Annotated in this window: 22 protein-coding genes; 10 read left to right on the forward strand and 12 right to left on the reverse strand. The window is 63.7% G+C overall.

Annotation, left to right across the window (positions count from 1 at the left end; genetic code table 11):
• Nucleotide 1: 1 nt before the first annotated feature.
• Both WH265_RS15435 and WH265_RS15440 read right to left on the reverse strand, forming a co-directional pair.
• Complete coding sequence (locus WH265_RS15435; protein WP_021026662.1) at nucleotides 2-1,300, reverse strand: TRAP transporter large permease; 1,299 nt, start codon at nucleotides 1,298-1,300, stop codon at nucleotides 2-4.
• On the reverse strand, nucleotides 1,297-1,881 hold the full coding sequence (locus WH265_RS15440) for a TRAP transporter small permease (protein WP_339534889.1): 585 nt from the start codon (nucleotides 1,879-1,881) through the stop codon (nucleotides 1,297-1,299). The genes WH265_RS15435 and WH265_RS15440 overlap by 4 nt, the downstream gene beginning before the upstream one ends.
• Before the next feature lie 280 nt (nucleotides 1,882-2,161).
• Here WH265_RS15440 and WH265_RS15445 point away from each other — a divergent pair, with 280 nt between their 5' ends.
• The 5 genes from WH265_RS15445 to WH265_RS15465 all read left to right on the forward strand — a co-directional run bounded on the left by WH265_RS15445 (nucleotide 2,162) and on the right by WH265_RS15465 (nucleotide 6,609).
• The gene (locus tag WH265_RS15445) at nucleotides 2,162-3,100 is read left to right on the forward strand and encodes a LysR substrate-binding domain-containing protein (protein ID WP_021026660.1); all 939 of its coding nucleotides are present in this window, start codon (nucleotides 2,162-2,164) and stop codon (nucleotides 3,098-3,100) included.
• 294 nt (nucleotides 3,101-3,394) lie between these two features.
• Nucleotides 3,395-4,294: an amino acid ABC transporter substrate-binding protein gene (locus WH265_RS15450; protein ID WP_027010849.1), complete on the forward strand. Its 900-nt coding sequence runs from the start codon at nucleotides 3,395-3,397 to the stop codon at nucleotides 4,292-4,294.
• A 124-nt stretch (nucleotides 4,295-4,418) separates the two neighbouring features.
• Entirely contained in the window at nucleotides 4,419-5,174 is a 756-nt protein-coding gene (locus WH265_RS15455) for an amino acid ABC transporter permease (RefSeq protein ID WP_021026658.1), read from the forward strand.
• 1 nt (nucleotide 5,175) lies between these two features.
• Nucleotides 5,176-5,847, forward strand: a complete 672-nt coding sequence (locus tag WH265_RS15460) for an amino acid ABC transporter permease (protein WP_021026657.1) — start codon at nucleotides 5,176-5,178, stop codon at nucleotides 5,845-5,847.
• Nucleotides 5,848-5,871: 24 nt separating this feature from the next.
• Nucleotides 5,872-6,609: an amino acid ABC transporter ATP-binding protein gene (locus WH265_RS15465; protein ID WP_021026656.1), complete on the forward strand. Its 738-nt coding sequence runs from the start codon at nucleotides 5,872-5,874 to the stop codon at nucleotides 6,607-6,609.
• A 181-nt stretch (nucleotides 6,610-6,790) separates the two neighbouring features.
• Here WH265_RS15465 and WH265_RS15470 read toward each other — a convergent pair whose 3' ends face one another.
• Nucleotides 6,791-7,696, reverse strand: a complete 906-nt coding sequence (locus WH265_RS15470; protein WP_339558850.1) for an amino acid ABC transporter substrate-binding protein — start codon at nucleotides 7,694-7,696, stop codon at nucleotides 6,791-6,793.
• 153 nt (nucleotides 7,697-7,849) lie between these two features.
• On the opposite strand from WH265_RS15470, the gene pyrC reads away from it, so the two are divergent.
• The 4 genes from pyrC (at nucleotide 7,850) to WH265_RS15490 (ending at nucleotide 11,230) form a co-directional block, all read left to right on the forward strand.
• Nucleotides 7,850-8,893: a dihydroorotase gene (gene pyrC, locus WH265_RS15475; RefSeq protein WP_339558851.1), complete on the forward strand. Its 1,044-nt coding sequence runs from the start codon at nucleotides 7,850-7,852 to the stop codon at nucleotides 8,891-8,893.
• Nucleotides 8,894-8,913: 20 nt separating this feature from the next.
• Nucleotides 8,914-9,702, forward strand: a complete 789-nt coding sequence (locus tag WH265_RS15480) for a DUF3025 domain-containing protein (RefSeq protein ID WP_339558852.1) — start codon at nucleotides 8,914-8,916, stop codon at nucleotides 9,700-9,702.
• A 100-nt stretch (nucleotides 9,703-9,802) separates the two neighbouring features.
• Nucleotides 9,803-10,681, forward strand: coding sequence for a protease HtpX (gene htpX, locus WH265_RS15485; RefSeq protein ID WP_021026652.1), 879 nt, complete (start codon nucleotides 9,803-9,805; stop codon nucleotides 10,679-10,681).
• 183 nt (nucleotides 10,682-10,864) lie between these two features.
• Nucleotides 10,865-11,230, forward strand: a complete 366-nt coding sequence (locus tag WH265_RS15490; RefSeq protein WP_339558853.1) for a hypothetical protein — start codon at nucleotides 10,865-10,867, stop codon at nucleotides 11,228-11,230.
• 93 nt (nucleotides 11,231-11,323) lie between these two features.
• Here WH265_RS15490 and WH265_RS15495 read toward each other — a convergent pair whose 3' ends face one another.
• From WH265_RS15495 to WH265_RS15515, 5 genes are all read right to left on the reverse strand, one after another.
• Nucleotides 11,324-11,896, reverse strand: a complete 573-nt coding sequence (locus WH265_RS15495) for a hypothetical protein (protein WP_339558854.1) — start codon at nucleotides 11,894-11,896, stop codon at nucleotides 11,324-11,326.
• A gap of 261 nt (nucleotides 11,897-12,157) precedes the next feature.
• On the reverse strand, nucleotides 12,158-13,936 hold the full coding sequence (locus WH265_RS15500; RefSeq protein WP_339558855.1) for an NAD(P)/FAD-dependent oxidoreductase: 1,779 nt from the start codon (nucleotides 13,934-13,936) through the stop codon (nucleotides 12,158-12,160).
• A 118-nt stretch (nucleotides 13,937-14,054) separates the two neighbouring features.
• The gene (locus WH265_RS15505) at nucleotides 14,055-17,501 is read right to left on the reverse strand and encodes an SbcC/MukB-like Walker B domain-containing protein (RefSeq protein ID WP_339558856.1); all 3,447 of its coding nucleotides are present in this window, start codon (nucleotides 17,499-17,501) and stop codon (nucleotides 14,055-14,057) included.
• Entirely contained in the window at nucleotides 17,498-18,736 is a 1,239-nt protein-coding gene (gene sbcD, locus WH265_RS15510; RefSeq protein ID WP_339558857.1) for an exonuclease subunit SbcD, read from the reverse strand. The genes WH265_RS15505 and sbcD overlap by 4 nt, the downstream gene beginning before the upstream one ends.
• Nucleotides 18,737-18,868: 132 nt before the next feature.
• On the reverse strand, nucleotides 18,869-20,863 hold the full coding sequence (locus WH265_RS15515) for a cytochrome c/FTR1 family iron permease (protein ID WP_339558858.1): 1,995 nt from the start codon (nucleotides 20,861-20,863) through the stop codon (nucleotides 18,869-18,871).
• A gap of 259 nt (nucleotides 20,864-21,122) precedes the next feature.
• Between WH265_RS15515 and WH265_RS15520 the strand changes: the two genes are divergently transcribed.
• A complete protein-coding gene (locus WH265_RS15520; RefSeq protein WP_339558859.1) occupies nucleotides 21,123-21,722 on the forward strand; it encodes a DUF3617 domain-containing protein in 600 nt (199 codons plus the stop codon).
• Nucleotides 21,723-21,832: 110 nt separating this feature from the next.
• Here WH265_RS15520 and WH265_RS15525 read toward each other — a convergent pair whose 3' ends face one another.
• The 4 genes from WH265_RS15525 to WH265_RS15540 all read right to left on the reverse strand — a co-directional run bounded on the left by WH265_RS15525 (nucleotide 21,833) and on the right by WH265_RS15540 (nucleotide 25,805).
• Nucleotides 21,833-23,542, reverse strand: coding sequence for a LamG-like jellyroll fold domain-containing protein (locus WH265_RS15525; RefSeq protein WP_339558860.1), 1,710 nt, complete (start codon nucleotides 23,540-23,542; stop codon nucleotides 21,833-21,835).
• 212 nt (nucleotides 23,543-23,754) lie between these two features.
• Nucleotides 23,755-24,303, reverse strand: coding sequence for a lipocalin family protein (locus WH265_RS15530; RefSeq protein WP_339558861.1), 549 nt, complete (start codon nucleotides 24,301-24,303; stop codon nucleotides 23,755-23,757).
• 135 nt (nucleotides 24,304-24,438) lie between these two features.
• Entirely contained in the window at nucleotides 24,439-25,230 is a 792-nt protein-coding gene (locus WH265_RS15535; RefSeq protein WP_339558862.1) for an SDR family NAD(P)-dependent oxidoreductase, read from the reverse strand.
• Nucleotides 25,230-25,805 carry a DUF3833 domain-containing protein gene (locus WH265_RS15540; RefSeq protein WP_339558863.1) on the reverse strand — a complete coding sequence of 192 codons (576 nt, stop codon included), beginning with the start codon at nucleotides 25,803-25,805 and terminating at the stop codon, nucleotides 25,230-25,232. The genes WH265_RS15535 and WH265_RS15540 overlap by 1 nt, the downstream gene beginning before the upstream one ends.
• Nucleotide 25,806 lies beyond the last annotated feature (1 nt).

Here is a 25,806-nt window from a genome sequence, read left to right on the forward strand (position 1 = left end):
ATCAGTAGCCGAGCTTGGCGGGCAGCCACAGTGCGAGTTGCGGGAAGGCGATGACCAGCACCATCACGCAGAACATCGCAAACAGCATCCAGCCGACCCAGCGCACGGTCGATTCCATGCGCACGCCGGCAATGCGGCAGCTGACCATCAGGTTGACCGCCAGCGGCGGGGTGAACTGGCCCAGCGCCACCTTCAGGGTCAGGATCACGCCAAACCAGACCGGGTCCCAGTGGTAGTGCTGCATGATGGGCATCAACAGCGGCACAAAGATCAGGAAGATGGAGATGCCGTCGAGGAACATGCCTACGGTGATCAGCATCAGGATCAGCAAGGCCATCACGCCCCATTCGCCCAGGCCCGAGTTGACGATGGCGTTGGTGATCGGGTCGATCACGCCCAGGGTCGACAGCGAGAACGCGAAGATGCCCGCGAGCGACACGACGATCAGGATCACGGCCGAGAGCTCACCGGCCTCGCGCAGGATCGGAAACAGATCGCGCACACCGATGGTGCGGTGCACGACCATGCCGACAAACAGGCCGTAGAACACCGCGACCACGGCCGCTTCGGTCGGCGTGAACCAGCCCATGCGCATGCCGCCCAGGATCAGCACTGGCGCGGCCAGCCCCCAGGCTGCTTCGCGCAGGCTCTTCCAGAATTCGGGGCGGGGCAGGCTCGCTTCCAGCGCGCCCATCTTGTGCTTGCGCGACATCCAGACCGCCGGCACGATCAGCGCCAGGCCCGCCAGAATGCCCGGGATCATGCCCGCTGCAAACAGCGCAGGCACCGAGGCACCGGGCACCAGCACCGAGTAGATGATGAAGGCCACCGACGGCGGGATCAGGATATCGGTGGCAGCAGCGGCCCCGACCACGCTGGCCGAGAAGCTGCCGGGATAGCCGGCACGGCTCATTGCGGCAATCATCACGCCGCCCACGGCCGCCGCATTGGCGGGGCCCGAGCCCGAGATGCCGCCCAGGAACATGGCCACGGCAATGGCCACCAGCGGCAGCATGCCCGGGCCGCGCCCGACGATGGCAATGGCAAAGTTGACCAGCCGCAGCGCCACGCCGGAGCGGTCGAAGATCGAGCCCACCAGCACGAACATCGGAATGGCCAGCAGCGGGTACTTGCCCAGGCCGGCATAGAAGTTCTGCGGAATGGCCAGCAGGCCAAACCACTGCGCATCGGCATTGGCCAGCGCAATGGCCACGGCGCCGGCCAGGCCCAGCGCGGCGCCAATGGGCACGCCCAGCAGCATCAGCGCGATAAAGCCGATAAAGAGCAGGGTGGCAATCATGCGCGCTCCTTGGCGGCGGCATCGCTGCCTTCGGAGAACACATGGGCAAAGCTGGCCCGGCCCTGGCGCAGGAACAGGCCCAGCGCGCGCAGGGTGATCAACGCCGAGAACACCGGCAGCCAGATGGAGTACCACCACTGCGGCACGCCAATGCCGGGCGAGGTTTCCTCGTAGCGGTAGTCGTCAACCACCACGCGGATGCTGAGCACGCAGATCAGCGCAAACAGCAGCGCCACCGTCAAGGCGCCAAAACGGGCAAAGGCCTTGCGCCGGCGCGCGTCGCCGCGCTCGGCAAAGTACTCGATGCGGATATGCAGGTTGCGCGCCACCGCGGCCGACCCGGCCACCATGGCCAGCAAGATCATCAGGAACACCGAGATCTCCTCGGTCCAGGCAAAGGAGCCATCGGTGAAATAGCGCACGATGACGTTGCCAAAGGTGATGAGCGCCAGCAGCGCCATGATGAGGACCGTGAGCCAGTCTTCCAGCCACAGCCCTTTGGCTGGGGCGGGCTCGCTGGGGAGCGTGGTGGAGGCGTCAGCGCTGCTGCCGCCCGAGGAATGAGGGGAGGGTGATGCCATAACAACCGGTCGCGAGAGGGCTCGGCAGAGCCAAGGGTGAATGCGGAAAACACAAACCGCCTTGTGGGCGGACCATCGGTATCGGATAGATTGGTATCTGCGGCAGCGCCGCGCCTGGCGGGTAGGCCAGTGGGGCCCGATTATGGCCTTGATCGGAGGGCTTGCAAGCCATCCATTTCCCGGGGATGGAGCGCTGCAGTCGCCTGCGTTGCGGGCGCCGGCTCGGCATCGGGCCTGCCCACTTGCAGCGGACTGCCATTGGCGTGTGGATAATGCGCGGATGGAAACCAAGTGGCTTGAAGATTTTGTGAGTCTGGCGGAGACGCGTAGTTTCAGCCGGTCGGCGCAGTTGCGCCATGTCACCCAGCCGGCATTCTCTCGGCGGATTCAGGCGCTGGAGTCCTGGGCGGGAGCCGATCTGGTGGACCGCAGCTCCTACCCGACGCGGCTCACACCCGCGGGCAAGACGCTGTACAACCAGGCCATCGAGATCCTGCAGGCGGTGCAGAGCACGCGCGCGATGCTGCGGGTGCACTCGTCCTCGGGCAAGGACATCATTGATTTTGCCGTTCCCCATACGCTGGCTTTTACCTTCTTCCCCACCTGGGTGTCGGGCCTGCGCAATGACTTTGGCCTGTTCAAGAGCCGCTTGATCGCGCTCAATGTGCACGACGCGGTGATGCGCCTGGTCGAAGGCGGCTGCGACCTGCTGATTGCCTACCACCATGAGTCCCAGCCCATCCAGCTGGACCCGCAGCGCTATGAAATGGTGAGCCTGGGCCGCGAGGTGATGGCGCCGTATTGCAAGCCCGGGCTCGATGGCCTGCCGCTGTTCCTGCTGCCCGGCGCGGCGGACGTGCCGCTGCCGTTCCTGGGCTATGCGCCCGGGGCCTACCTGAGCCGGGTGACCGACCTGGCCCTCAAGCAGGCGCCCGAGCCCGCATATCTGGACCGCGTCTACGAGACCGACATGGCCGAAGGGCTCAAGGCCATGGCGATGGAAGGACATGGCCTGGCCTTTTTGCCGCAAAGCGCTGCCAAGAAGGAGCTCAAGGCCAAGAAGCTGGTGCGTGCCGACTACCCGAGCTCTGCCCAGTGGGAAGTGGCAATGGATGTGCGCGCCTACCGCGAAAAGCCCCAGTCCAGCGATGCCGTCAAGACCGGCGCCCAGGCCCTGTGGGACTACCTCGTCTCGCGCAACACTGCACATAATTCATGACATCTATAAGAATATAGATATGTTGGATTTGCAGGGTAATTTCTAATATGCGGCTCAAATTTTCTGTGCAATGCTTGCGGATTGCTCGTGTTGCAGTTGGTTAGATGTACGCGATTTGTTCGAAAAAGGCTATGAATTGTTAGCAATTCATTGGTAATTTTCCGGATAATTGCATTGCTCAGTCTGCTGGCATTATCTGGACGGACTGCACAATACGTAGCGTGTCAGTTGTCGCTTTGGCGTCTGTTGAGGCCCATAGTCGACCACTTAATTGATTTATCTGGAGGTCTGATGATGAAGAAACATTTGCTGGCTTTTGCGGTCGCAGCGGTTGCTGCAGGTAGCGCGTTTGCGCAAGCGGGCGATACGCTGGCCAAGATCAAGTCGTCTGGCAGCATCACCCTGGGTGTGCGCGAGTCTTCGGGCCTGGGCTACACGCTGGGTAACGGCAAGTATGTTGGCTTCCACACCGAAATGGCTGAGAACGTGGTGAGCGATCTGCAAAAGCAGCTGGGCCTGGCCAAGCTGGAGATCAAGTACCAGCCCGTGACCTCGCAAAACCGCGTGCCTCTGGTGCAAAACGGTACCGTGGATCTGGAGTGCGGCTCCACCACCAACAACCAGGCGCGCCAAAAGGATGCTGCTTTCGCCTTCACCACCTACGTGGAAGAAGTGCGCATTGCTGTGAAGGCCAACTCCGGCATCACCGGCATCAAGGACCTCAACGGCAAGACCCTGGTGACCACGACCGGTACCACGTCGGTGCAGACCCTGCGCAAGAACAAGCGCGCTGACGGCCTGACCTTCAAGGAAGTCATGGGCAAGGACCACGCTGACAGCTTCCTGATGCTGGAGTCCGGCCGCGCCGACGCCTTCGTCATGGACGGCTCCATCCTGGCCGCCAACATCTCCAAGTCCAAGAATCCTGCTGACTACAAGGTCGTCGGCGAAGTGCTGTCGGTCGAGCCGATTGCCTGCATGCTGCGCAAGGACGACACCGCCTTCAAGAAGGCTGTGGACGACTCCATCGTGCGCCAGATCAAGGATGGCTCGCTCGAGAAGCTGTACGACAAGTGGTTCATGCAACCTATCCCTCCTAACAACGTGAAGGTGGGTCTGCCTCTGTCGGCTGCAACCAAGGATGCTTGGGCGAACCCCAACGACAAGCCCATGGAAGCCTACGAAGTCAAGTAAGCACACCATTTAGGTACCGCCCTTCCAGCCTGCGGTTTGGGGGGGCGTTTTTGTTGGTACTGGTTTCTGTCAGTTGCGGCCAGGCACCAAACATTGCTACAAAGACAAAAAAAGAGGTAGTCCTATGAATTGGGATTGGCAAGTATTTTGTGAAGACACGATTGAGCGCCAGGTCGTGCAGGGCTGTTTCGGTAAAAACGGCGATGTCACGTATCTGGACTGGTTGTTGTCTGCGTGGGGATGGACTATCTCCGTTTCCCTGTGTGCGCTGGTGATCGCCCTGGTCGTCGGCTCCATCATCGGTACCCTGCGTACCCTGCCTGACCGGCCCTGGACGGTGCGCCTGGGCAATGCCTGGGTGGAGCTGTTCCGCAACATCCCGCTGCTGGTGCAGATTTTCCTGTGGTACCACGTCGTGCCCGCCATCTTCCCCGCACTCAAGCAAGTGCCTGGGTTCTTGCTGGTGGTGCTGGCGCTGGGATTTTTCACCTCGGCGCGTATTGCCGAGCAGCTGCGTGCCGGTATCTTGGCGCTGCCCCGTGGCCAGCGTTATGCAGGTATGGCGCTGGGTTTCACGACCTTCCAGTACTACCGCTATGTGCTGCTGCCCATGGCCTACCGCATCATCATTCCGCCGCTGACCAGCGAGTCGATGAACATCTTCAAGAACTCGTCCGTGGCGTTTGCCGTGTCGGTGGCCGAGCTGACCTTGTTCGCGATGCAGGCGCAAGAGGAAACCTCTCGCGGCATCGAGGTCTACCTGGCGGTGACCGCGCTGTACATGATCTCGGCATTCGTGATCAACCGCATCATGGCCTTCATTGAAAAGAAGAGCCGCATCCCGGGCTTTATCGCCGCTGGCGGCTCCGGAGGTCACTGAGATGAATTTGAATCTTGATTTTTCGTTCTACAACTGGGACCTGATCCAGAACTTCATCATCAAGGGTCTGGTGTTCAGCGTGATGCTGACCATCGTCGCAACCCTGGGTGGTATCTTCTTTGGCACCTTGCTGGCGCTGATGCGCCTGTCGGGCAAGAAGATCCTGGTGGTGCCGGCCACCATCTATGTCAACGGCATGCGTTCGGTGCCGCTGGTGATGGTGATTCTGTGGTTCTTCCTGCTGGTGCCTTTGCTGATCGGCAAGCCCATCGGGGCGGAGATGTCAGCGGTCATCACCTTCGTGGCGTTCGAGGCCGCGTACTTCTCCGAGATCATGCGCGCCGGTATCCAGTCCATTCCGCGTGGCCAGGTGTATGCCGGACAGGCAGTCGGCATGACCTATGGCCAGAACATGCGTCTGGTGGTGCTGCCCCAGGCTTTCCGCAATATGCTGCCGGTTTTGCTGACGCAGACCATCATCTTGTTCCAGGATACGTCGCTGGTTTATGCCATCGGCGCCTACGACATGCTCAAGGGCTTTGAGGTGGCAGGCAAGAATTTCGGCCGTCCGGTCGAGGCCTATCTGGCCGCAGCTGTGCTGTACTTCATCATCTGCTTTACGCTGTCGTGGTTCGTCAAGCGTTTGCACAAGAAGATCGCCATCATTCGCTGATGCGGCAATACAAAGGATATCCAAATGATTGAAATGAAGAATGTCTCCAAGTGGTATGGCAGCTTCCAGGTGCTCAACGACTGCTCCACCAGCATCTCCAAGGGTGAGGTGGTGGTTGTCTGCGGTCCTTCGGGCTCGGGCAAGTCGACCTTGATCAAGACAATCAATGCGCTCGAACCCATCCAGAAGGGCGAGATCTGGGTCAATGGCACGGCCATCCACGATCCCAAGACCGACCTGCCCAAGCTGCGCAGCACCGTGGGCATGGTGTTCCAGCATTTCGAGCTGTTCCCCCACCTGTCGGTGACCGAGAACCTGACCATCGCCCAGATCAAGGTGCTGGGCCGCAGCGCAGACGACGCCAAGGCCCGGGGCCTGAAGATGCTCGACCGCGTGGGCCTGATGGCGCACAAGGACAAGTTCCCTGGCCAGCTCTCGGGCGGCCAGCAGCAGCGCGTGGCCATCGCCCGTGCGCTGTCGATGGACCCTTCGGTGATGCTGTTTGACGAGCCCACCTCGGCGCTGGACCCTGAAATGGTCGGCGAAGTGCTGGACGTGATGATCGGCCTGGCCCACGAAGGCATGACCATGATGTGCGTGACGCACGAAATGGGCTTTGCCAAGAAGGTCGCCAGCCGCGTGATCTTCATGGACGTGGGCGGAAAGATCCTGGAGGACTGCTCCAAGGAAGACTTCTTCGGCAACCCCGATGCGCGCCAGCCCCGTACCAAGGACTTCCTGGGCAAGATCCTGCAGCACTGATTGCAGCGTATCTCGCACCCCACCATGGCCGCTGATGCGGCCATTTTTTATGGGCGGATGGTTGGAGGGGGGAGGGGGCTGGCCCGCCGTGGACAGGCGGATGCCCTGGGGCTGGACGACGCGCGCTGTGGGTTAGCGCGGTGTCAGGAGGCTGGGGCCGCAGAACGCGGCCCCGGAAGCATCAGTTGTCGAACTTGTCGCTGGGGAAGCGCAGCATGTCGGTGAGCAGGTAGGACATCGGCACATTCAGTGCAAAGCTCTTGCCCGGCAGCGGCGACTCGAACCACTTCTTGTACAGGCGCGTGATCTCGAAGTTCTGCGACAGCACGCGCATCTCGGCATCGAACACCTTCTTCATGCGCACATCGGTGTCGCGCATCATCAGCGACAGCGGCTCGATCGACATCAGCTTGCCGATCAGCTTGACCTGCTCGGGCTTGTCCGACTGCGCGCGGTGGGCAGCGAGCAGAATATCGTCCATCAGCCAGGCATCGGCCGTGCCCGCTTGCACGGCCTTGAAGCAGGCGTCATGGGTGAGGCACTCGCTGTGCTGGATCTTGAGGCCGTTGACGGCCACACGGCGCTCGAGCACCTGCAGCGAGGTGGTGCCCTTGGTGGTGATCACGCGCTTGCCCGAGAGGTCATCGACATCGTTGATGCCGCTGTCGGACTTGACCAGCATGCGCACGCCAGCGATGTAGTAGGGCAGGCTGAAGGACACATGCTTGCTCTCGCGCCGGTCCTTGGTGTTGGTGGTGTTGCTGCAATCGACATCGATGGCACCGCTGGCCAGATCGGTAAAGCGCGTCTGGCCGTTGATGGCGCGGTACTGGATATCGAGCTTGGCGACGCCCATGCTCTGCTGCAGCTTGGCGATCAGCGCCTGGCAGATGTCGATGGCGTAGCCGACCGGTTTCTTGGTCTCTCCCATCTCGTAGGCAAAAGGCAGGCCGTCGGGGCGGTAGCCCACGGTGATGCGCTGCGACTCCCGGATCTTGTCCCAGCTGTCGGGCAAAGGGGTCTGAGCCAGGCTGCTGCTGGCAAGGCACAGCAGCACAGCGCCGCGAAAAATATGGTTTAGCCACATGTTGCACAGTCCTTGATTAAGAAATCCTACAGTCACCTATGATACGCATAGAGACTGTGTACTCTATGGGCACCTACCCTTAACATTGAGTTACTTTTGTCCAATGCTCGGGGACTGTGATGACGCCCGCATGACCGGTGCGACAATGGCGGGATGAGCACCGCACCCTCCTCCATCAGCATCATCCGACCCGACGATTGGCACATCCACCTGCGCGATGACGCCGCCCTGGCCACTACGGTGGCCCATGCCGCGCGGCAATTTGCCCGTGCCATCGTCATGCCCAACCTCAAGCCCCCGGTCACGACCGCCGAGCTGGCGCTGGCCTACAAGGCGCGCATCGTGGCGGCCATTCCGCAGGGCCTGCAGTTCGAGCCGCTGATGACCCTGTACCTGACGGACAAGCTCGCTCCCGAGGAGATCGTGCGCGCCAAGGCAGCCGGTGTCGTGGCCTGCAAGCTCTACCCCGCTGGTGCCACCACCAACAGCGACCATGGCGTGACCGATATCCGCAAGATCTACCCCACCTTGGAGGCGATGCAGCGCGAAGGCATGCTGCTCTTGGTGCACGGTGAGGTGACCGGCAGCGAGGTCGACCTGTTTGACCGCGAGGCGGCCTTTATCGACCAGCACATGGTGCCGCTGCGCCGCGATTTCCCCGAGCTGAAAATCGTGTTCGAGCACATCACCACGCGCGAAGCGGCCCAGTACGTGACCGAGAGTGACCGCTTTGTTGGCGCCACCATCACGCCCCAGCATCTGCTGTTCAACCGCAACGCCATCTTTACCGGTGGCATTCGCCCGCACTACTACTGCCTGCCCGTGCTCAAGCGCGAGGAGCACCGCCTGGCGCTGGTGCAGGCCGCCACCAGCGGCAACCCCAAGTTCTTCCTGGGCACCGACAGTGCCCCGCATGCCGCCCAGCTCAAGGAGCACGCCACCGGCTGCGCCGGCTGCTACAGCGCCCATGCGGCCATCGAGATGTATGCCGAGGCCTTTGACAAGGCGGGCGCGCTGGACAAGCTCGAAGGCTTTGCCAGCCTGCATGGTGCGGACTTCTACGGCCTGCCGCGCAACACCGACCGCATCACCTTGCTGCGCGAATCCTGGACCCCGCCCACGTCCTACCCCTTTGGCCAGGCGGACTTGAAGCCGCTGCGCTCGGGCGAAGCGCTGCCCTGGAAGCTGGCCGACTGAGCGTTTTGATCATTTGATGCGTGGATAAGCGCGAGGCCCCTGCACCCGACCGGCCCGCGCCCGGCTGGTCCTCGCTGGACTGGCAGGCGCCCTGGCTGCAGCCCTACCGGGCGCTGGGCCTACAGATCCGCGCGCTGGATGCTCAGGGCCTGGCCATGCCCGATCTGCTCAACCGCCTGGGCGATTGCGGCCGGCGCTTTGTGCCGCAGTCGGCGCTGCCTGCGGGCGAGGCCTATGAAAGCTTTATCGCCCGCAGCGGCTGCGTGCCCACCCGCGGACACATGCACGACGGGCTCAATGGCCTGGTCTGGCAGCGCTTTGCGCGCACCAAGGCGCGGCTCAATGCCTTGCAGGCCCAGGCCATTGCGCAAGCGGGCGGCGTCGGTGCCAGCCGGGGCCCTTTGCGCGATGCGCTGACCCTGTTCGACGAAAACGGCGCCGTGCTGCTGGCGCCCGATGCGCTGTGGCAGGCGCTGCAGCAGCGCCAATGGCAGCGGCTCTTTGTCGAGCTGCGGCCGCTGTGGCAGCAGGCACAGCTCATCGTCATCGGCCATGCGCTGCTGGAAAAGCTCATGGCCCCCAGAAAACCAATCACCGCGCATGTTTTTTGCCCGCCGCAGCCCTGGCCGATGGTGGACAATATCGACGCGGTCATCGCCGATTCTCTGGACGCTGCGCACCTGGCGGGCAAGCCCTTTACGCCCTTGCCGGTGCTGGGCGTTCCGGGATGGTGCCAGGAAAACCAGCATGTTTCCTTCTACGATGACCCAGACGTATTTCGCTCGGCCCGACGGCCACAAATATCATAAGCACCCGCCGTCGCCATAAAGTGGAGGTAAGGTCTTGAATTCGCAAGACATTGCCCCCAGCTATCGAGCACTGTGTTCCCCTCCTTGGAGAATCGACCCCATGAAACGAATGTTCCTTTTTCTGGCGACCAACATCGCCGTGGTTGTGGTGCTGGGCATTGTTGCCAGCCTGCTCGGTGTCAACCGCTACCTGACTGCCAATGGCCTGAACCTCGGGGCTTTGCTCGGCTTTGCCTTCATCATGGGTTTTGGCGGCGCCATCATCTCCTTGCTGATGAGCAAGCCCATCGCCAAGATGAGCATGGGCGTCAAGATCATCAACCAGCCCCAAAGCGCTGACGAGGCCTGGATTGTCGAGACCGTGCGTCGCTTCTCCGACCAAGCTGGCATCCAGATGCCCGAGGTCGGTATCTATGAGGGCGAGGCCAACGCGTTTGCGACGGGCGCCTTCAAGAACTCGGCCCTGGTGGCCGTCTCGACCGGGCTGCTGCAAGGCATGACCCGCGAAGAGGTCGAGGCCGTCATCGGCCACGAGGTGGCCCACGTGGCCAATGGCGACATGGTCACGATGGCGCTGATCCAGGGCGTGATGAACACCTTTGTGGTCTTTCTCTCGCGCGTTATCGGCTATGCGGTGGATTCCTTCCTGCGCCGCAATGACGAGCAGAACTCGGGCCCCGGCATTGGCTACATGATCACCACCATCGTGCTCGATATCGTCTTTGGCTTCCTGGCCGCCATCATCGTGGCCTGGTTCTCGCGCCAGCGCGAGTTCCGCGCCGATGCCGGTGCCGCGCGCCTGATGGGCCGCAAGCAGCCGATGATCAATGCGCTGCACCGCCTCGGTGGCATGCACCCCGGCACCCTGCCGCAAAGCATGCAGGCCATGGGCATCACCGGTGGCCTGGGCAAGCTGTTCAGCTCGCACCCGCCGATCGAAGAGCGCGTGGCTGCACTGCAAAACAACCAGGTGCAATAAGCCCCGGTTGGCCGCCTCTCAAAAAGCACTGCCTCGGCAGTGCTTTTTTGTGGGCGCCGGGCAAGCGGATCGGCGCGGTGTTGGCCAGGGCACCCCGGCTTTTACCGGCGATTTACGCGCCGCTCACCGGGCGTTAAGCTGGCGCGCCTTCAATGGAGTTCTTGCAATGACTGGAGATACACCATGTCGCATACTCCCACCTCTTGGCATTCGGCCGTTTTGTGTGCCGGCGCCCTGGCGGTCGCTACTTTGGTGACCGGCTGCGTTGTCGCGCCGGCCGATTCCTATGCCTATGGCAACACAGGCGCGGTCGTGGTTTCGCCCCAGGAACCCCCAGCCTTGCAGTACGAGCCAGCCCCCGTGGCGGTAGCGCCGATCTCGACCCAGATCTGGATTGGCGGCTTTTGGGATTGGTACGGTGGCCGCTATGTATGGCGCCAGGGCCATTGGGCATCGCCTCCCCACCGTGGAGACCGCTGGGTGCCACGTGAATGGGTGCGCAGCCCACATGGCTGGCAAGCCCGTGGCGGGCATTGGGAACGCCGCTGAGGCGCTGGGGCCGCGTGGCTGGCCCTTGGTCTCCTGACCCCTCTATCCCCTTACCTGCCTGGGTCCCGCTCGGGGCTTGGGCAACTGCGCCAGTCAGCGCATCGTGTAGTTCAGCTGAAACATCAGCGCCGATTTGCCCAGCACATTGAGCTGACCGCCCCAGTGCTGGTTGTAGTTCCAGCCCACCGCCGGGATGGCGGTGATGCCCCAGCCGTTCTTGTTGTTGAGCGGGATCTTGCGGTGAAACGGGTATTTGTAGCCGTGGATGACGCCGCCGGTCAGCTTGACAAACAGCTGCGGCGTGCCCGACAGCGGCTGGAACTGCCAGCCGTAGTAGCCATACTGGCTGGGCTGGCCAAAGGAATTGCTGAAATAGGCAAAGCCGAGCAGTTGGTGCTCATCGAGCTTTTTCTCGGCATTGAGCAGCCACACATATTTGTGCCGCTCGTCATCGGGCTCGAAATCGCGCTCCTTCTTGGCGTTGGAGTAGTGGTGGGTATAGGGCGAATAGCCAAAGCTCCAGCCGGGCAGCACCGCGCGGTCGCTGCCATCCGGGTCGTCCACGCTGGCCGCCCAGGCAGCGCCAGACAGCGCGCACAGCAATCCCGCGCTCAAACCTGCCGCGCCCAGGCGCAGTTGAAGGGTGTGGCAAATCGATCCGGACATGGGCAACCTTCAGCAGCATCAGAACAAGCCAAAATTCTAGGATGGGCTGGCTGCGCTGGGGTCGCGGCTGTGGTGCCTGGGCCTCAAAGGTGTAAGCGGCCGTTTTTTAAGGCTTTTTTAAGCGGGAGAGTGGTCCATTTTTGGCGCTCTGCTGTCACCTGACTGCCGACTGAGCGCTGGATTCGGCCCGTGTGTCAGCAGCATCCCATCCCGCCATCTGGCGCCACAACGCGCCATGGCGAGAGGGAATGCCAGCGAGACTTACAAAGCGCCGCCCGAGCCGCGCGAGCCCGACGAAGGCACGGCCAGCCCCAAAATGGCGCAGGCCACCGCCTCACCGACCTTGATGCCATCCACCCCCGCTGACAGAATGCCGCCCGCATAGCTGGCACCTTCCCCAGCCGGGTACAGGCCGCGCGTGTTGTCGCTCTGAAAATCAGCGCCCCGGCCAATCTTGACGGGCGACGAGGTGCGGGTCTCGACGCCGGTCAGGATGGCATCGCGCATGTCATAGCCACGGATCTTCTTGCCAAAGGCGGGCAGGGCCTCGCGCATGGCCTCGATCGCGTAGGTGGGCAGGGCCTGGTGCAGGTCGCCCAGCGTGATCCCGGGCTTGTACGAGGGCTCTACGGTGCCAAAGGCCGTGGACGGCGTGCCGGCGACAAAATCGCCCACCAGCTGGCCGGGGGCGCTGTAGTTCTGGCCACCCAGCACGTAGGCCTTGGACTCCAGCTGGCGCTGCAGCACGATGCCCGAGAGCGGATGGAAGGCACCTGGCGCCTGCGCCTCCACGCCATAGGTCTTGCCGCCAAAGGCCCAGGCAAAGCTCTCGGCGTCTTGCGGGTAGTCTTCGGGGCTGATCGCGCAGACCATGCCGGCATTGGCATTGCGCTCGGCGCGCGAGTACTGGCTCATGCCATTGGTCACCACGCGCTCGGGCTCACTGGTGGCAGCCACCACGGTGCCGCCCGGGCACATGCAAAAGCTGTAGACGGCGCGGCCATTCTTGGCATGGTGCACCAGCTTGTAGTCGGCCGCGCCCAAGAGCGGGTGGCCGGCATCCTTGCCCCAGCGGGCGCGGTCGATGACGCTTTGCGGGTGCTCGATGCGAAAGCCCACCGAGAAGGGCTTGGCCTCCATCGCCACACCGCGCTCGTAGAACATCGCAAAGGTGTCGCGCGAGCTGTGGCCCAGCGCCATCACCGCGTGGCGCGTGGGCAGGGTGTAGCTCTCGCCACTGGCCAGGTTCTGCACCTGCAGGCCTACCAGCTGGCGCGCATCGCCTTCGACCAGCACATCAGTGACCTTTTGCTCAAAGCGGATCTCACCGCCCAGGCGCACGATCTCCTCGCGGATTCCCTCGACCACCTTGACCAGCTTGAAGGTGCCGATGTGCGGGTGGGCGGTGAACAGGATCTCCGGCGGCGCGCCGTAGGTGACAAACTCCTGCATCACCTTGCGGCCCAGGTGGCGCGGGTCCTTGATCTGGCTGTAGAGCTTGCCGTCTGAGAAGGTGCCGGCGCCCCCTTCGCCAAACTGCACATTCGATTCCGGCGTCAAGCGGCGCTTGCGCCACAGGCCCCAGGTGTCCTTGGTGCGCTGGCGCACTGTCTTGCCGCGCTCCAGCACGATGGGCTTGAAACCCATCTGCGCCAGCACCAGCGCCGCAAAAATGCCGCAGGGCCCAAAGCCCACCACCACCGGGCGATCCTGCATATCGGCAGGTGCCTGGCCCACGGGGTGCCAGGACATGTCGGGCGTCGGGTTCACATGCGAGTCTGCCGCGAAGTGCGCGAGCAAGGCCGCTTCCTGCGCGGGGTCTGCCAAGGCCACATCGACGATGTAGACGGCCAGCAGCTCGGACTTGCGCGCATCAAAGCTGCGCTTGTGCACCTGCAGCTGGGCAATGGCCGCCGGCTGCAGGCCCAGGCGCTGCGCTGCCAACTGGGCAAGCGCCTCCTGGGGCGCGTATTCGGTGTGGTTGTCGGGGTGGTAAGGCACCGCCGAGAGGGGGAGTTTGAGTTCTGCGATCCGGATCATGGCTTGTACCTATCAAGCAAGGGCATGGATGGTAGCCGATATGGCCGCTGCAGGGCGGCCAGGCAGGGCGCATCCCCATGGCGCCCTAAGGTAAAAAGCATAGCAAGGGTTCTGCGCTTCAGCCTTGCAGCTCTAAACGCGAGTACCCGATTCCCGCCCCCTTCTCGACCCGGATCTGCGCCGGGATGCGCTCCTTGAGCGCCTCCACATGGCTGATGATGCCGATCATCTTGCCGCTGGCGTTCAGCGTATCGAGCGCCGTCAGCGCAACCTCCAAGGTGTCGCCGTCCAGGGTGCCAAAGCCTTCGTCGAGGAACAGCGAATCGATCGAGGTCTTGCTGCTGACCAGGTCCGACAAGGCCAGCGCCAGTGCCAGGCTGACCAAAAAGGCCTCGCCCCCCGACAAGGTGCGGGTGTCGCGGGCGACATCGCCTTGCCAGCTGTCGACGATATCGAGCTCCAGCTCGCCAGTGGTCTTGCGCTGCAGCAGGTAGCGGCCATGCAGCCTGGCCAGATGGCCGTTGGCCAAGGCCAGCAAATGGTCCAGGGTCAGGCCCTGGGCAAACTTGCGGAACTTGTCGCCCTTGGCCGATCCGATCAGGCCATCGAGCCGCTGCCACAGCACGCTGTCGCGCTCCTGCGCCGCAATCTGCGCCAGCAAGGCCTGCTGACCCGCGCGGCGCTGCTCGTCATCGGCCAGGCGCGCGCGCTGGGCGCCCATGCGCTCTGCCGTCTGGTTGCGCTCGTCCTCCAAAGCCTGCAGCTGCGCATTCAGCGCCTCGGGTGCCTCCTCCGTCAAGGCCTGGGCCTGCAGTTGCTGGTGCTGCTGCACTGCTTCCTCGGCCACCGTGCTGGCGCGCTGCAAAGCCAACTGCAGGCCATCGCGCTGCTGGCTGAGCCGCTCCAGCGCGTCCGCTGGCAGCAGCGCATGCGTAAAGGCCTGCGCATCGGCAAAGGGGCTGGCCTGCAAGCCCTGCTCCCACGCAGACTGGGCCTGCTCCTGGGCCCACTGCCGCTCGGCCAATTGCTGGCCCGCTTGCTGGGCCTGGCCTTGCAGGCTGGCGAGTTCTTGGCGGGTGTCCTCCAGCAGCGCAGCGCATTCCGCCAAGGTGGCGGGCAGTGCCAGGGTCGCTGCACTGGTTTGTGCGGGTGCCGGAGCCGGCAGTTGCGCCAGGCGCTGCTGCCATTGCAGCGCCTCTTGCGCGCACTGCTGGGCCTGCTGCTGCTGCAGTGCCAGTTGCTGGGCAGTGGTTTGCAGCTGCGCGCTGTGCTGCTGCCACTGCTGCCATTCCTGCTGGCGGGCCTGCAGCCAGGTATCGTGGTCATCGGCGGGCGGCATCGCCAGACCCAGCGGGGCCAGGCTGGATTGCAAGGCGGCCTCGGCCGCGTCTGCCTGGGCCTGCAGCGCTTGCACGGCCTGCACCAGGCGTTGCTGCAGGCTGCTGTTGTCATGCAGGGCTTGCTGCAGGCGCGCTTGCGCATGCTGGGCGAGCTGCAGGGTCTGGGCTGCTGCATGCGCGGCATCCTTGGCGGCTTGCAGCGCTTGCTCAGCGGCCTCGGCTGCCGCCAGGGCCTGTTGCAACTGCGCCGCTTGCGCGGCGCTGGCTTGCTGGGCCTCGGCCAATGTGCGCGGCTGCTGCCAGGCAGATGCGGCGACGGGTTGGGCCATGGCTGCGCAGAGTGTTTCCCATCGCTGTTGCCAGGCGTCCAGCCGCTGCTCGGCGGCTGTTAACTGGGCTTGCAGGCTGGTCTGCTGGCTCAGGGCCGCGGCATGGGCGGCGCCCAGCTGCTCGCCCTGCTGCTGCAGCGCGTCGAGCTCGGCCTGGGCCACTTGCAGCGCGGCGGCGGTGGCGGTCACATCCAGCGCGGCATAGGCGGCAATGGCAGGGTGCTCCTGCGAACCACAAAGGGGGCAGGCCTCGCCGGGCTGCAGCGCGTGGCGGTGCGCTTCCAGGCTTTGGATGCGCTCTTCCTGCGCCAGCAGGCGCTGTTTGTCGGCCACGCGCTCTTTCTGGGCCTTGTACTGGCTGCGCAGTGCGGCCAGTGTGGCCTGCTGCTGGGCCAGCGGTGCGGTGCAGGCCTGCAAGGCGGCGCCCAGTTGCTGCGCATCGCGCGCCAGCGGTTGGCGCTGCTCGGCATGCTGCAGCAGTTGCTGCCAGGCTTGCTCGTGCTGCTGCGCCGTCTGCCAGTGGGCGCGCAACTGGCCCAGACTGCCGCCGTGCGGGGCCAGTCGGGTGTGCTGCGCATGCTGCAGCTCGCGCGCCGCAGCATCGGCCTGCTGCTGCACCGCTTGGGCTTGCTGCAGTTTTCTGGCCTGTGCCGCCATCTGTTGCTGTAACGACTGGCCCTGTTGTTGGGCCTGCTGCAACGCGGCCTGCTCTTGGGCCAACTGCCGCTGTTGCTGTTGGCGCTGCGCCAGTTGCTCGCGCCAGCCGCTCAGCTGGTCGCCCAGCGTGGCATGGGCTGGGTGCTGCTGCAGCCAGTGCTGCAGATCGCTGTGCTGGGTCTGCAACCGCTGCAGCGCCTGCTCGGCCTGCTGCTGGGCCTGCTGCGCCAGCGCGCTGGCATGCTGCTGCAGCTGCCATTGCTGGCGCTGGGCATCTGCCAGGCGGCCCTGCAACTGGGTCTGCTGGGCCTGGCTTGCTGCAGCGGCCGCTTGCGCCTGCTGCCAGCCTGTATGCAAGGGGGCAATCGCCTGTGCCGGGCCATGGGCCTGCAGGCGCTGCAGATCGGGGGCGGCCGCCTGCAGCGCTTGCTGGGCCTGCTGCAGGCGCTCTTGCGCCAGCTGCTGCGTTTGCGCGGCTTGCGCAGTTTGCTGCTGCCAGTGCTGGAGGGTTTGCAGCGCGGCATGGCGCGTCTGCAAGGCAGCCAATGTGGTTTGCAGTTGCTGGGCCTCGGTCTGCAGATGATCACGCTCGGCCTCGGGCAGCAGCTGCATGCCGCCCGCCTGCGCCTGGTCGCGCTCCAGCGCCTGGCGGGCATCGCGGGCGCGCTCAAACACGGCTTGCGATATCTGGCTGTAGATGTCAGTGCCGGTCAGCTCTTCGAGCAGCTCGGCGCGTTCATTGGCACTGGCTTGCAAAAACGCCGCAAACCCGCCCTGGGCCAGCAGCATCGATTTGGTAAAGCGCTGAAAATCCAGCCCAGTGATCTCGGCCATCTGGCGCAGTTTGTCGCTGCTGTGGATGCTGAGGATTTCTCCATCGGCCACGCGCGCCAGTTCCACCTTGGGGCCTTGCAGCGCGCCGCTGGCCTTGTCGCGGGCGCGGCGCTGGCTCCAGAAGGCACGGTAGAGGATGCCCTTGACCTCGAACTCCACCTCGGCCATGCAATCTGCGGTGTGACGCGTCATCAGGTCGTTGCTGCTGGCGCTGAGGGTGGCCAGCCGGGGTGTCTGGTGGTAGAGCGCCAGGCAAATCGCATCGAGCAAGGTCGATTTGCCCGCGCCCGTGGGGCCGGTGATCGCAAACAGGCTGTTGTCGGCAAAGGGCGCGGCTGTGAAATCGATGCGCCACTCGCCTTTGAGCGAGTTCAGGTTCTTGAGCCGCAGGCTGCGTATCTTCATGGCGCCTCCCCGCTGGGGTTGGCCAGCGACTGCAGCACGCTCTGGTAGCGCGCGGTCAGTGCCTGCTGCAGCTCGGCGTCGATGGTCTCCAGCGCCAGGCGGCGCTCAAACACCTGGGCCGGTGTCAGCGCATCCAGCGCCTCGACGGCCGGGCCGCTCCACTGCGCAGCCGCCCGCCCGCGCAGCCGTTTGACCCGCAGCAGCTGCAGCGGCAAGCCTTCTGCCAGGGCCTGCACGCGCAGCGGCAGGTCGGCCAGGTAGTCGTCTTCTTCGATGCTGATATCCAGCCAGACCTTTTTGTCGGCCTGGGCCAGCGCACCGGCCTGCTGCAGCGCGGCCGGCAATGCGGCGAGGCTGCTGCGCAGCGCCGCCATGGGCTGGAAGACCGGCACCGGCAAGGCGGTGACCGCCTGCAAGCTCGACTCTCCCAGGTCAACCAGCAACATCTGTTTGGTCTGGCGCGCCTCGTCAAAGCCCAGCGCGATCGGCGAGCCGCTGTAGCGGATGTGCTCAAGTCCGCCCACCTTTTGCGGCTGGTGGATATGGCCCAGTGCGATGTAGTCCACAGGGGGAAAGGCCTGGGTCGGGAACGCCTCCAACGTGCCGACATAGATCTCGCGCACCGATTCGCTGCTGCTGGCGCCCACGGTGGTGAGGTGGCCGGTGGCGATGATGGGCAACTGCCGCCCCAGGCGGGTCTGCAGCGCAGCCCGCTGCTGCAGTGCTACGTCGTACACCTGCTGGTAGGTCGCCTGGATGGCCTGCTGCAAGGCCAGCTGCTTGTCTTGCGCGCTTTGCTCGGCCTGGCTTTGCAGCACATCGCGGGGACGGATAAAGGGCAGCGCGCAGACAATGCAGCCAGGCGAGCCATCGCGCAGCGGCAGGATGCGCACATGCTGCGCGGGCGCGCCGGTCGCGGCAATCACCTGGGTGCCCAGGTGCTGCAGCAGGCCCTGGCTCTCTTCCAGCACCGCAACCGAATCATGGTTGCCACCCAGCACCAGCAGCGCCACACCGGCCTGGTGCAGGCGGGCAATCAGGCGGTTGTAGAGCTCGCGCGCGTAGCTGGGGGGCGCGCCGGTGTCAAAAATATCGCCGGCGATCAGCACCGCATCGGCGGCTTGCGCCGCCACCTGTTCCAGCAGCCAGTCGATCAGCGCGCTGTGCTCTGTCTGGCGGCTTTGGCCCATGAAATGCTGGCCCAGGTGCCAGTCCGAGGTGTGAATGATGCGCATGGTCGGGGGAGGGGGATGGAGAGATCGCGGGAACCCTGTCGATGGTAGTCGCTGGGCGCAGCGCCGGTCAAAGAAAAAGACCTCGCCAAGGCTTGGCGCCCTGGCGAGGTCTGGCAGCCGACAAGGCGGTTCTTACTGCGGGGGGCCCAGCGCCTTGCGCGCCGCAGCGCGGTTGTAGGCAAAGCCAAACACCACCAGCGCCAGCACGATGGCCTGGGCCAGCAGGGTCTCCAGCGTAGGGAACATGCCCAGCAGCTCGATGCGCGGCGCGGCCAGCGGCGTGGCGCTGACCCAGCCAGCCTCTTGCAGCGAGGACACGCCCTTGCCTACCAGCACGACAGCCAGCACAGCCACCAGGATCGACGTCGCCGAGAAGAAGCGGCCCACGGGCATGCGGGCACTGGTGCGCAGCAGCACAAAGGCAATCACTGCCAGGATCGCCACCGCAGCCAGGCCGCCGCCCAGCAACGCGCCATGGTGGCCGTCCGAGGCCAGGGCCGAGAAGAACAGCACGGTCTCGAACACTTCGCGGTAGACGGAGACAAAGGCCAGCGCAAACAGGCCCCACATGGAGCCCTGGCCCATGCTGGCCGAGAGCTTCTCGCTCAAATAACTTTGCCAGCGGCCGGCGCTGCTCTTGCTGTGCATCCACAGGCCCACACTCAGCAGCACCAGCGCGGCCACCACCGAGCCCAGGCCCTCGGTCACCTCGCGGCTGGCGCCGCTGATCTCGACCAGATAGGTCGCAGCCGCCCAGGTCAGGCCGCCGGCGACCAGGGCCGAGCTCCAGCCCGCATGCACATAGCGCAGTGCATCCTGGCGGCCGGCCTTGCGCAGCAGCGCGACCATGCCGATGACGATCAGCAAGGCCTCCAGCCCTTCGCGCAGCAAGATGGTGAGCGCGCCGACAAAGGTGGCGGTAGCGTCCGAGGCGCCCGCATTCAACTCGGCCTCGACCTGGCCAAACATCGCCTGCAGCTGCTGGGCGGCGGCCTCGGCTTCTTGCAGCGTGCCGCTGGCCACCGTGGCGCGGTACTGCACCATGGCCGATTCAACCTGGGTCATCAAGGCCTTGTTGCGCGCAGCAATCGTCGGCTCCAGCGGCTCAAAGCCATCGAGGTAGGCGGACAGGGCCAGCTTCATCGCCTGGTTGCGGTCGCCCGCCTGGAGCGCGGCCAGGCTTTGCGCCAGGCGCTGGCGTGACAGGGCCACGCCACTGGCCTTGCCTTCGCTGACGACCTCGGGGTGGGCGCGCAGATAGGCCAGCACCGCGCGGGCCTGCTCGATCGGCATAGCCGGGGTCAGGCTTTGCGCGGTGGTGGTGCTGAGCGCGGCCAGGTCGCCAAAGCGTGCACGCAAGCCGGCATCGCTCTGCCACAGCGCCTTGCCGGTAGCGCGCAGCTCGTCGTTGTACGACAGGCCGCCGACAAAATAGGCCAGCGCCCAGCGGTCGTCTTCGGGCAGCGCGCCAAAGGACACCATCGAGGTGCCCTCCACCCCTTGCGAGGTCACTTGGTACAAGGCCATCAGGCTGCGCGCATTGGCGCGCTGCGCATCGCTAAAGGCAATGGGCTGCGGATCCAGCCCTTGCGCGGCTGGGCCATCGCCACCGCCGGTAGCGCCATGGCAGCTGGCACAGATTTGTTGAAAGAGTTGAGAGCCTTTTGTTATATCGGGGGCCTTGGCAGGCGCGACCGGCATCGGGTAGGCCGCCACCAGCAACTGGGCTGCCTGGTGAGCCAGCTGGGCGACTTCATCGGCTGTGGCCTTGGCCTGCACCGCTGCGCGCAGTTGGGTCACCAAGCTCACCACCTTGGCCTTGTCGGCATGGGCGGGCAGGGCCTGGGCCTGCTGCAAGGCGTTGGCGCTGAAGTCCAGCATTTCGGCGTACTCGCCTTCGCTGGCGATCTGGCCATTTTCGACGGCGCCGCCGTAGTCTACGGCGACATAGTCCAGCAGCTGCCAGAGCTGGCGCGCGTCTGTGGCTTGCGTGGCAGCAGCAGTGTTGGATGCGGTGGTGGAGGGTGCCGCAGCGGGCGCTTGGGCCAGGGCAGGGCCGCTGAGCAAACCGGCCAAACCGGCCAAACCGGCCACGAGGGCCAGTGTCCAGCTGAATGTGGAGCGCATGGAGTGTTATGAATAAGAATTATTCGCGCCATTTTAAGCTTGTTTACATTCTGTACTGGCCCAGTCGACCAGCGTGAGAGAAGCGCCAATTCACATCATTGAGCCCATTTTTCGACCCTGATGGGGCGGCGTTGGAAACGCAATTGGTAACCATTTCTGCATGCCAGATCGCTACACTGCGGCCACGCGCTTGTGCTCATAGGGAGGGCAAGGCGTTGCACGCCGCAAGCCCTGTGCCGTGCCGCAACGAGGAGAAAAAATGGAAAAACTAACAGGATTCGCCGTAGCCGCCGTGGTCGCATGTGCCGGTTTGATGGGTTGCAGCAAGAAGGAAGAGACGCCCAGCAGCCCACCGGCCGCCGCCGCGCCGGCCCCTGCGCCCGCAGCAGCACCGGCCCCCGCGCCAGCGCCCGCCGCTGCCGCACAAAAAGTGCAGCCCGGCAAGTGGCAGGCGGTCACCGAGATGAGCGGCCCCATGGGCCAGCAGGCACTGGCCGGCATGGAGCAGGCCTTCAAGACCATGACACCCGAGCAGAAGAAGGCCGCCAACCTGGATAACGCCAAGGTCGAAGGCGGCAAGCTCATCCAAGAGATGTGCATCACCCCCGAGATGGCCGGCAAGACCTTGCAGTCGCTGGCCGATTCGCAGCTCAAGAACATGCCTGGCTGCAGCCCGGCTGACGTCAAGACCGATGGCAACAAGGAATCGATGCGCTTCACCTGCGGCGAAGGCAAGATGAGCATGAACCTCGAAGCCGTCTACGTCTCGCCCACCGAGAACACCGTCACCAGCACCATGGACATGGCCGGCCAGGGCATGACCACCACGGTGACCAGCAAGCGCGTGGGCGACTGCTGATAGGAAGCTCGCGCGCCGCTGCTTGGGCGGTGGCCTGGGGCTTTTGAATGCAAAAACGCAGCCTGGGTGGCTGCGTTTTACTAGCGGGGCGCGCTTTACCCGCAGTCTTCTTAGCTCTTGCGATGCAATTTGCGCATGCCCAACATGCCAGCCAGCAAGCTTAGAAGCAAGAGAGCCGCATGGTGAAGCGAGGGCACTGGCGTTGGAGCCGCAGCAGCAGCGCTAACGTAGACGACTTGGCCCATTTCCGCACCAGCATAGCTTTCGTTTCCGGCTTGCGTCGCCATGATGGTGCAAGTGCCTGGAGCGCTAAAGCTCACGACTCCCCCACTGATGGAGCACACATCGGCAGAAGCCTTGGCTGTAGTCGAAGCACTCACTGCTTGCGGGACGCCAGAGACAGAGAACACGACTGGATTCCCCGATGCACCGCCGGTAGCAGCAGGTGTATAGGTATCTCCCACCTTGGCATTGGCTGGTGCGACCGATGTGAAGGACAGGCTTTGAGCAAGCTTGCCTACCTCGATTGTCTGCTGAACCTGAGTGGCTGCCTCGTAATCTGGATTTCCAGCTTGATTTGCGTTGATTACGCATGTCCCGGCCGCAGAAAATGTCACCGTGCCATTGGCTATAGAGCAGATTGCTGCACTACCAGAATCCACCACGAGGGTGACATCTTCTCCAGATGCACCACCCGTCGCAGTTGCCGCGTAGGTATCTCCAATGCTGGCTCCGCTGGGCGGCACCGACGTAAAGGTGATGGACTGCGTGTCTTTGGAAATACTCAATGCTTGCGTTGCCGAGGCTTCTTGGAAACCGGGCAACGGGATTTCCAGGCCTGCTTGGGTAGCGGTGATCGTGCAGTTGTTGGTGCCTGCATGCACCCCCGTCACTGCACCGCTCGATGTGACTGTGCAGTCTGTTGAAGCGGTCGAATAGACAATGGCATTACCCGAGTTAGGCTCGGCGCTGGTTGCTACAACATTGGCTGTTGAATTGACTGACACCGCAGGTGCAGCGCTGAACGTCAGCACTTGGGGCGTTCTAAATGCGGCGTTGTAAATGTCAGTCACCTCACCAGAGGTCAGCGCGCGCGAGTAGATACGCACATCCCCCAGTTTTCCTCCTGCATTCAACCCAACGTTTGAGCTATAGCCCATGACCTTGAACGGACCTGTGCCGGAGACGGTGATGGGTTCCGGCTGCGCGACAGTGTTTACAAGAACTCCATTGAGATAGGCGGAGATATTTTGTGCCGCGCTGTCATACACAAAGGTATTCAGTGTCGTACCCTGTACAGCGCCACCTTCTAGGAGGACGTCAGTGAAGGGGCCTCGCAGGATCCAATTGTTGGGTCCGGCAACGCCATTGGTGAAAATGCGGAAACTCCCTGCGCTGATGTCCCCCATGATGTAGAACAGCGTGGATGAAGGCGCAATTTCGCTGCTGAAATACGAGATGGACCAGGACCCATTCAGACTGGTAGTCCATGCTGTGTTGACATAGTCCGAGGAGGATGAATTCCCTGATCCCCGCGCCGCGCTGAGGTTGGTTCCGTCAATGTGTGCGCCTTGAGAAAGTGCGCCGTTCAGCACCGCCGTTGCCGTGTTGGCGGGCGGATTTGACGCGCGGTTGGTTACGGATGTTCCCGCTTCGTCAAACCGGTAGTGGATGATGTCAGGTGTAGGCGCGGGTGCTGCTAGCGCAGGCAGCGCCAGCAGCGCAGTTATGCATGCCGAACCAAGGATTCGTATGGAGCCGAACCGCAGTGGAGCGTTTTCCACAGTGCGCGTCGATGGAGGGAGGCAAGGTTGATACATGAGTGGTGCGTTCCAAAAGTATCTCGCGCTTTCCGGGAGGACACACCATGGGGATCATGAAGTGAGGTCGGCATGAGTGCTCGACATCATATAACAATTAATAACAATTTGAATCTATATGAAACATTCTTGCATATGAAATGCTGTGGGTTGCTGCTAACTGCAGACTACCTTCGCTAACAAGCGGTCCCGTTTAACCGGGCCAGACATGGCTATTGCTCCACTCGGATAACATGGCCCTGGTCCACTCCCAAAGACTGTGCTTTCTCAAGCAGCGCTTGCCGCTGAGTCTCCGGAATGGTCTTGCTGCGAGACAGAATCCACATGTAGTCCAGGCTGCTGCCAATGACCAAGGCGGTGTGGTACTGCTCATCGAGGCTGACCACGTTGTAGCCGCCGTAGAAGGGGCCGAAGAACGAGACCTTCAACGCAGCCTTATCGGCTTGTCCGAGGAAGCGTGCCTTGCCTTGCGCTTCACGCCACTGTTGCTTGGCGGGGTCATAGCCGCGGTTCACGACGGTCACGCTGCCATCGGCATTCAAGCTGTAGCTGGCCGTCACCTGGGTCAGGCCTTTTTCAAAACGGTGGTCGATGCGTGCCAGCTCATACCAGGTGCCCATGTACTTGCTGGCGTCAAAGCCGCTGACGGGTTGCACCCCTTGGGGGACAGAGACGGCGCAACCGGGCAGGGCGACTGCAGCACCGGTGATCGCGAGCGCCATGGCGGTGGCGCGCAAGAGAGCGCTTGTGGAGATAGGCATAGGATGTTTCCTTTTGATTTTGGGCAGGGCCTCAAGTGGGAAAGGCGGATGAACAGGCTTGGGTACAGACTGGCTCATCATTGGGCTACTGGCGATAAGCACACATGCCGTGCCGCTGTCGTCCCAACCCCCGCATCAGGCCTTGGTAATCCGCCGCACGCTGGCAAAGTACCAGCGGTCGGGCAGGCAGCGCAGCAGGCGCATCCAGCGGGTAAAGCGGCGGGGGAAGTTCATCTCGAACTGTCCGCGCGCCCAGCCCTGCAAGATATGCTGCGCTGCTTCTGCGGGGCTGATCAGCGCGGGCATCTTGAAATGGTTCTGGGCGGTCAGAGGCGTCTCGACAAAGCCGGGGTTGATGATGGATACGCCCAGCCCTTGGGGGTGCAGATCCAGGTAGAGGTTTTCAGCCAGGTTGTTGAGCGCGGCCTTGGTGGGGCCGTAGGCGAGCGACATGGGAAGCCCCCGGTAGCCGGCAACGCTGCCGACCAGCGCGATATGGCCCCGGCCTGCCTGCAGCAGCATCGGGAGGATGGCATCCAGCACATGCAGCACGCCGACATAGTTGACGGCCAGGTGTTTCTGCATCTCGGGCAGGTCAAAGGCGGTAGCGCGCAGCGGCCGGTAGTGGCCGGCGCAGTACAGCACCAGGTCGGGCGCAGCACCCAGGGCGCTATGCACCGCTTGTGCGGCAGCCGCCACGGTGCCTGGCTCGCTCACATCCAGCGCTAGTGCCAGGCAGCCGGGGCGGCTGCCTGCAAAGGCCTGCAGCGCAGCAAGGTCCCGGGCCGATACGATAACGTGCGCGCCCTGGGCCTGCAGCGCTTCAGCCGTGGCCCGGCCAATGCCCGACGATGCGCCAATGATCCAGACGGACCGGCCCTGCCAGTCGCGCATCGGCGGATTGAGCTTGGCTTGCAGCAGCGGCATCACTGCGTCCCCTTGATAAAGGAGATGGTCAGATCGCCCAGGTGGATGCCGAACTTGCTCATCGCCGTGCGGTTGAGCATGGTGCGCCCGTCCATCAGGTACATCCAGTCGTCCATCCGCACATTCCAGACCCGGCCGTTCACCGGCAAGGCCAGCACATAGTTCCAATGCAGCGCGTTGCCGGCGGCCTGGCCGGTGGCGGGGCCGACGACATCCCCCGCCTGGCCGCTATAGCGGCCATCACCCAGGTACTGGATGTGCCAGGTGCGCTCCTGCGTGGTGCCATCGCTGTAGACAAAGTGCTCTTCCAGCACGCCCTCATTGCCCGTCCACTTGCCGGTCATCTGCACGGTAAAGCGCTTGACCACCTTGCCCTGGCGGTCAGTGAACATGCCGTGCGCCGTGAGCGGGCCGTTGAAGTACTCGCGCAGGTCCAAGGCCGGGCGCTCCTGGGCATAGTCCTCGACCGAGGGGCTGGCGCAGGCGCTCAGCAGCGCCAGCGTGCCGACCAGGGCCAGACCGATTCCGGCGCGGCGCAGCGTGATGAGGCGGTGGGTGCTTGGCGTGGATGTCATC

Source organism: Comamonas sp. MYb396 (genome assembly GCF_037479555.1).
Classification (GTDB): Bacteria; Pseudomonadota; Gammaproteobacteria; order Burkholderiales; family Burkholderiaceae_C; genus Comamonas.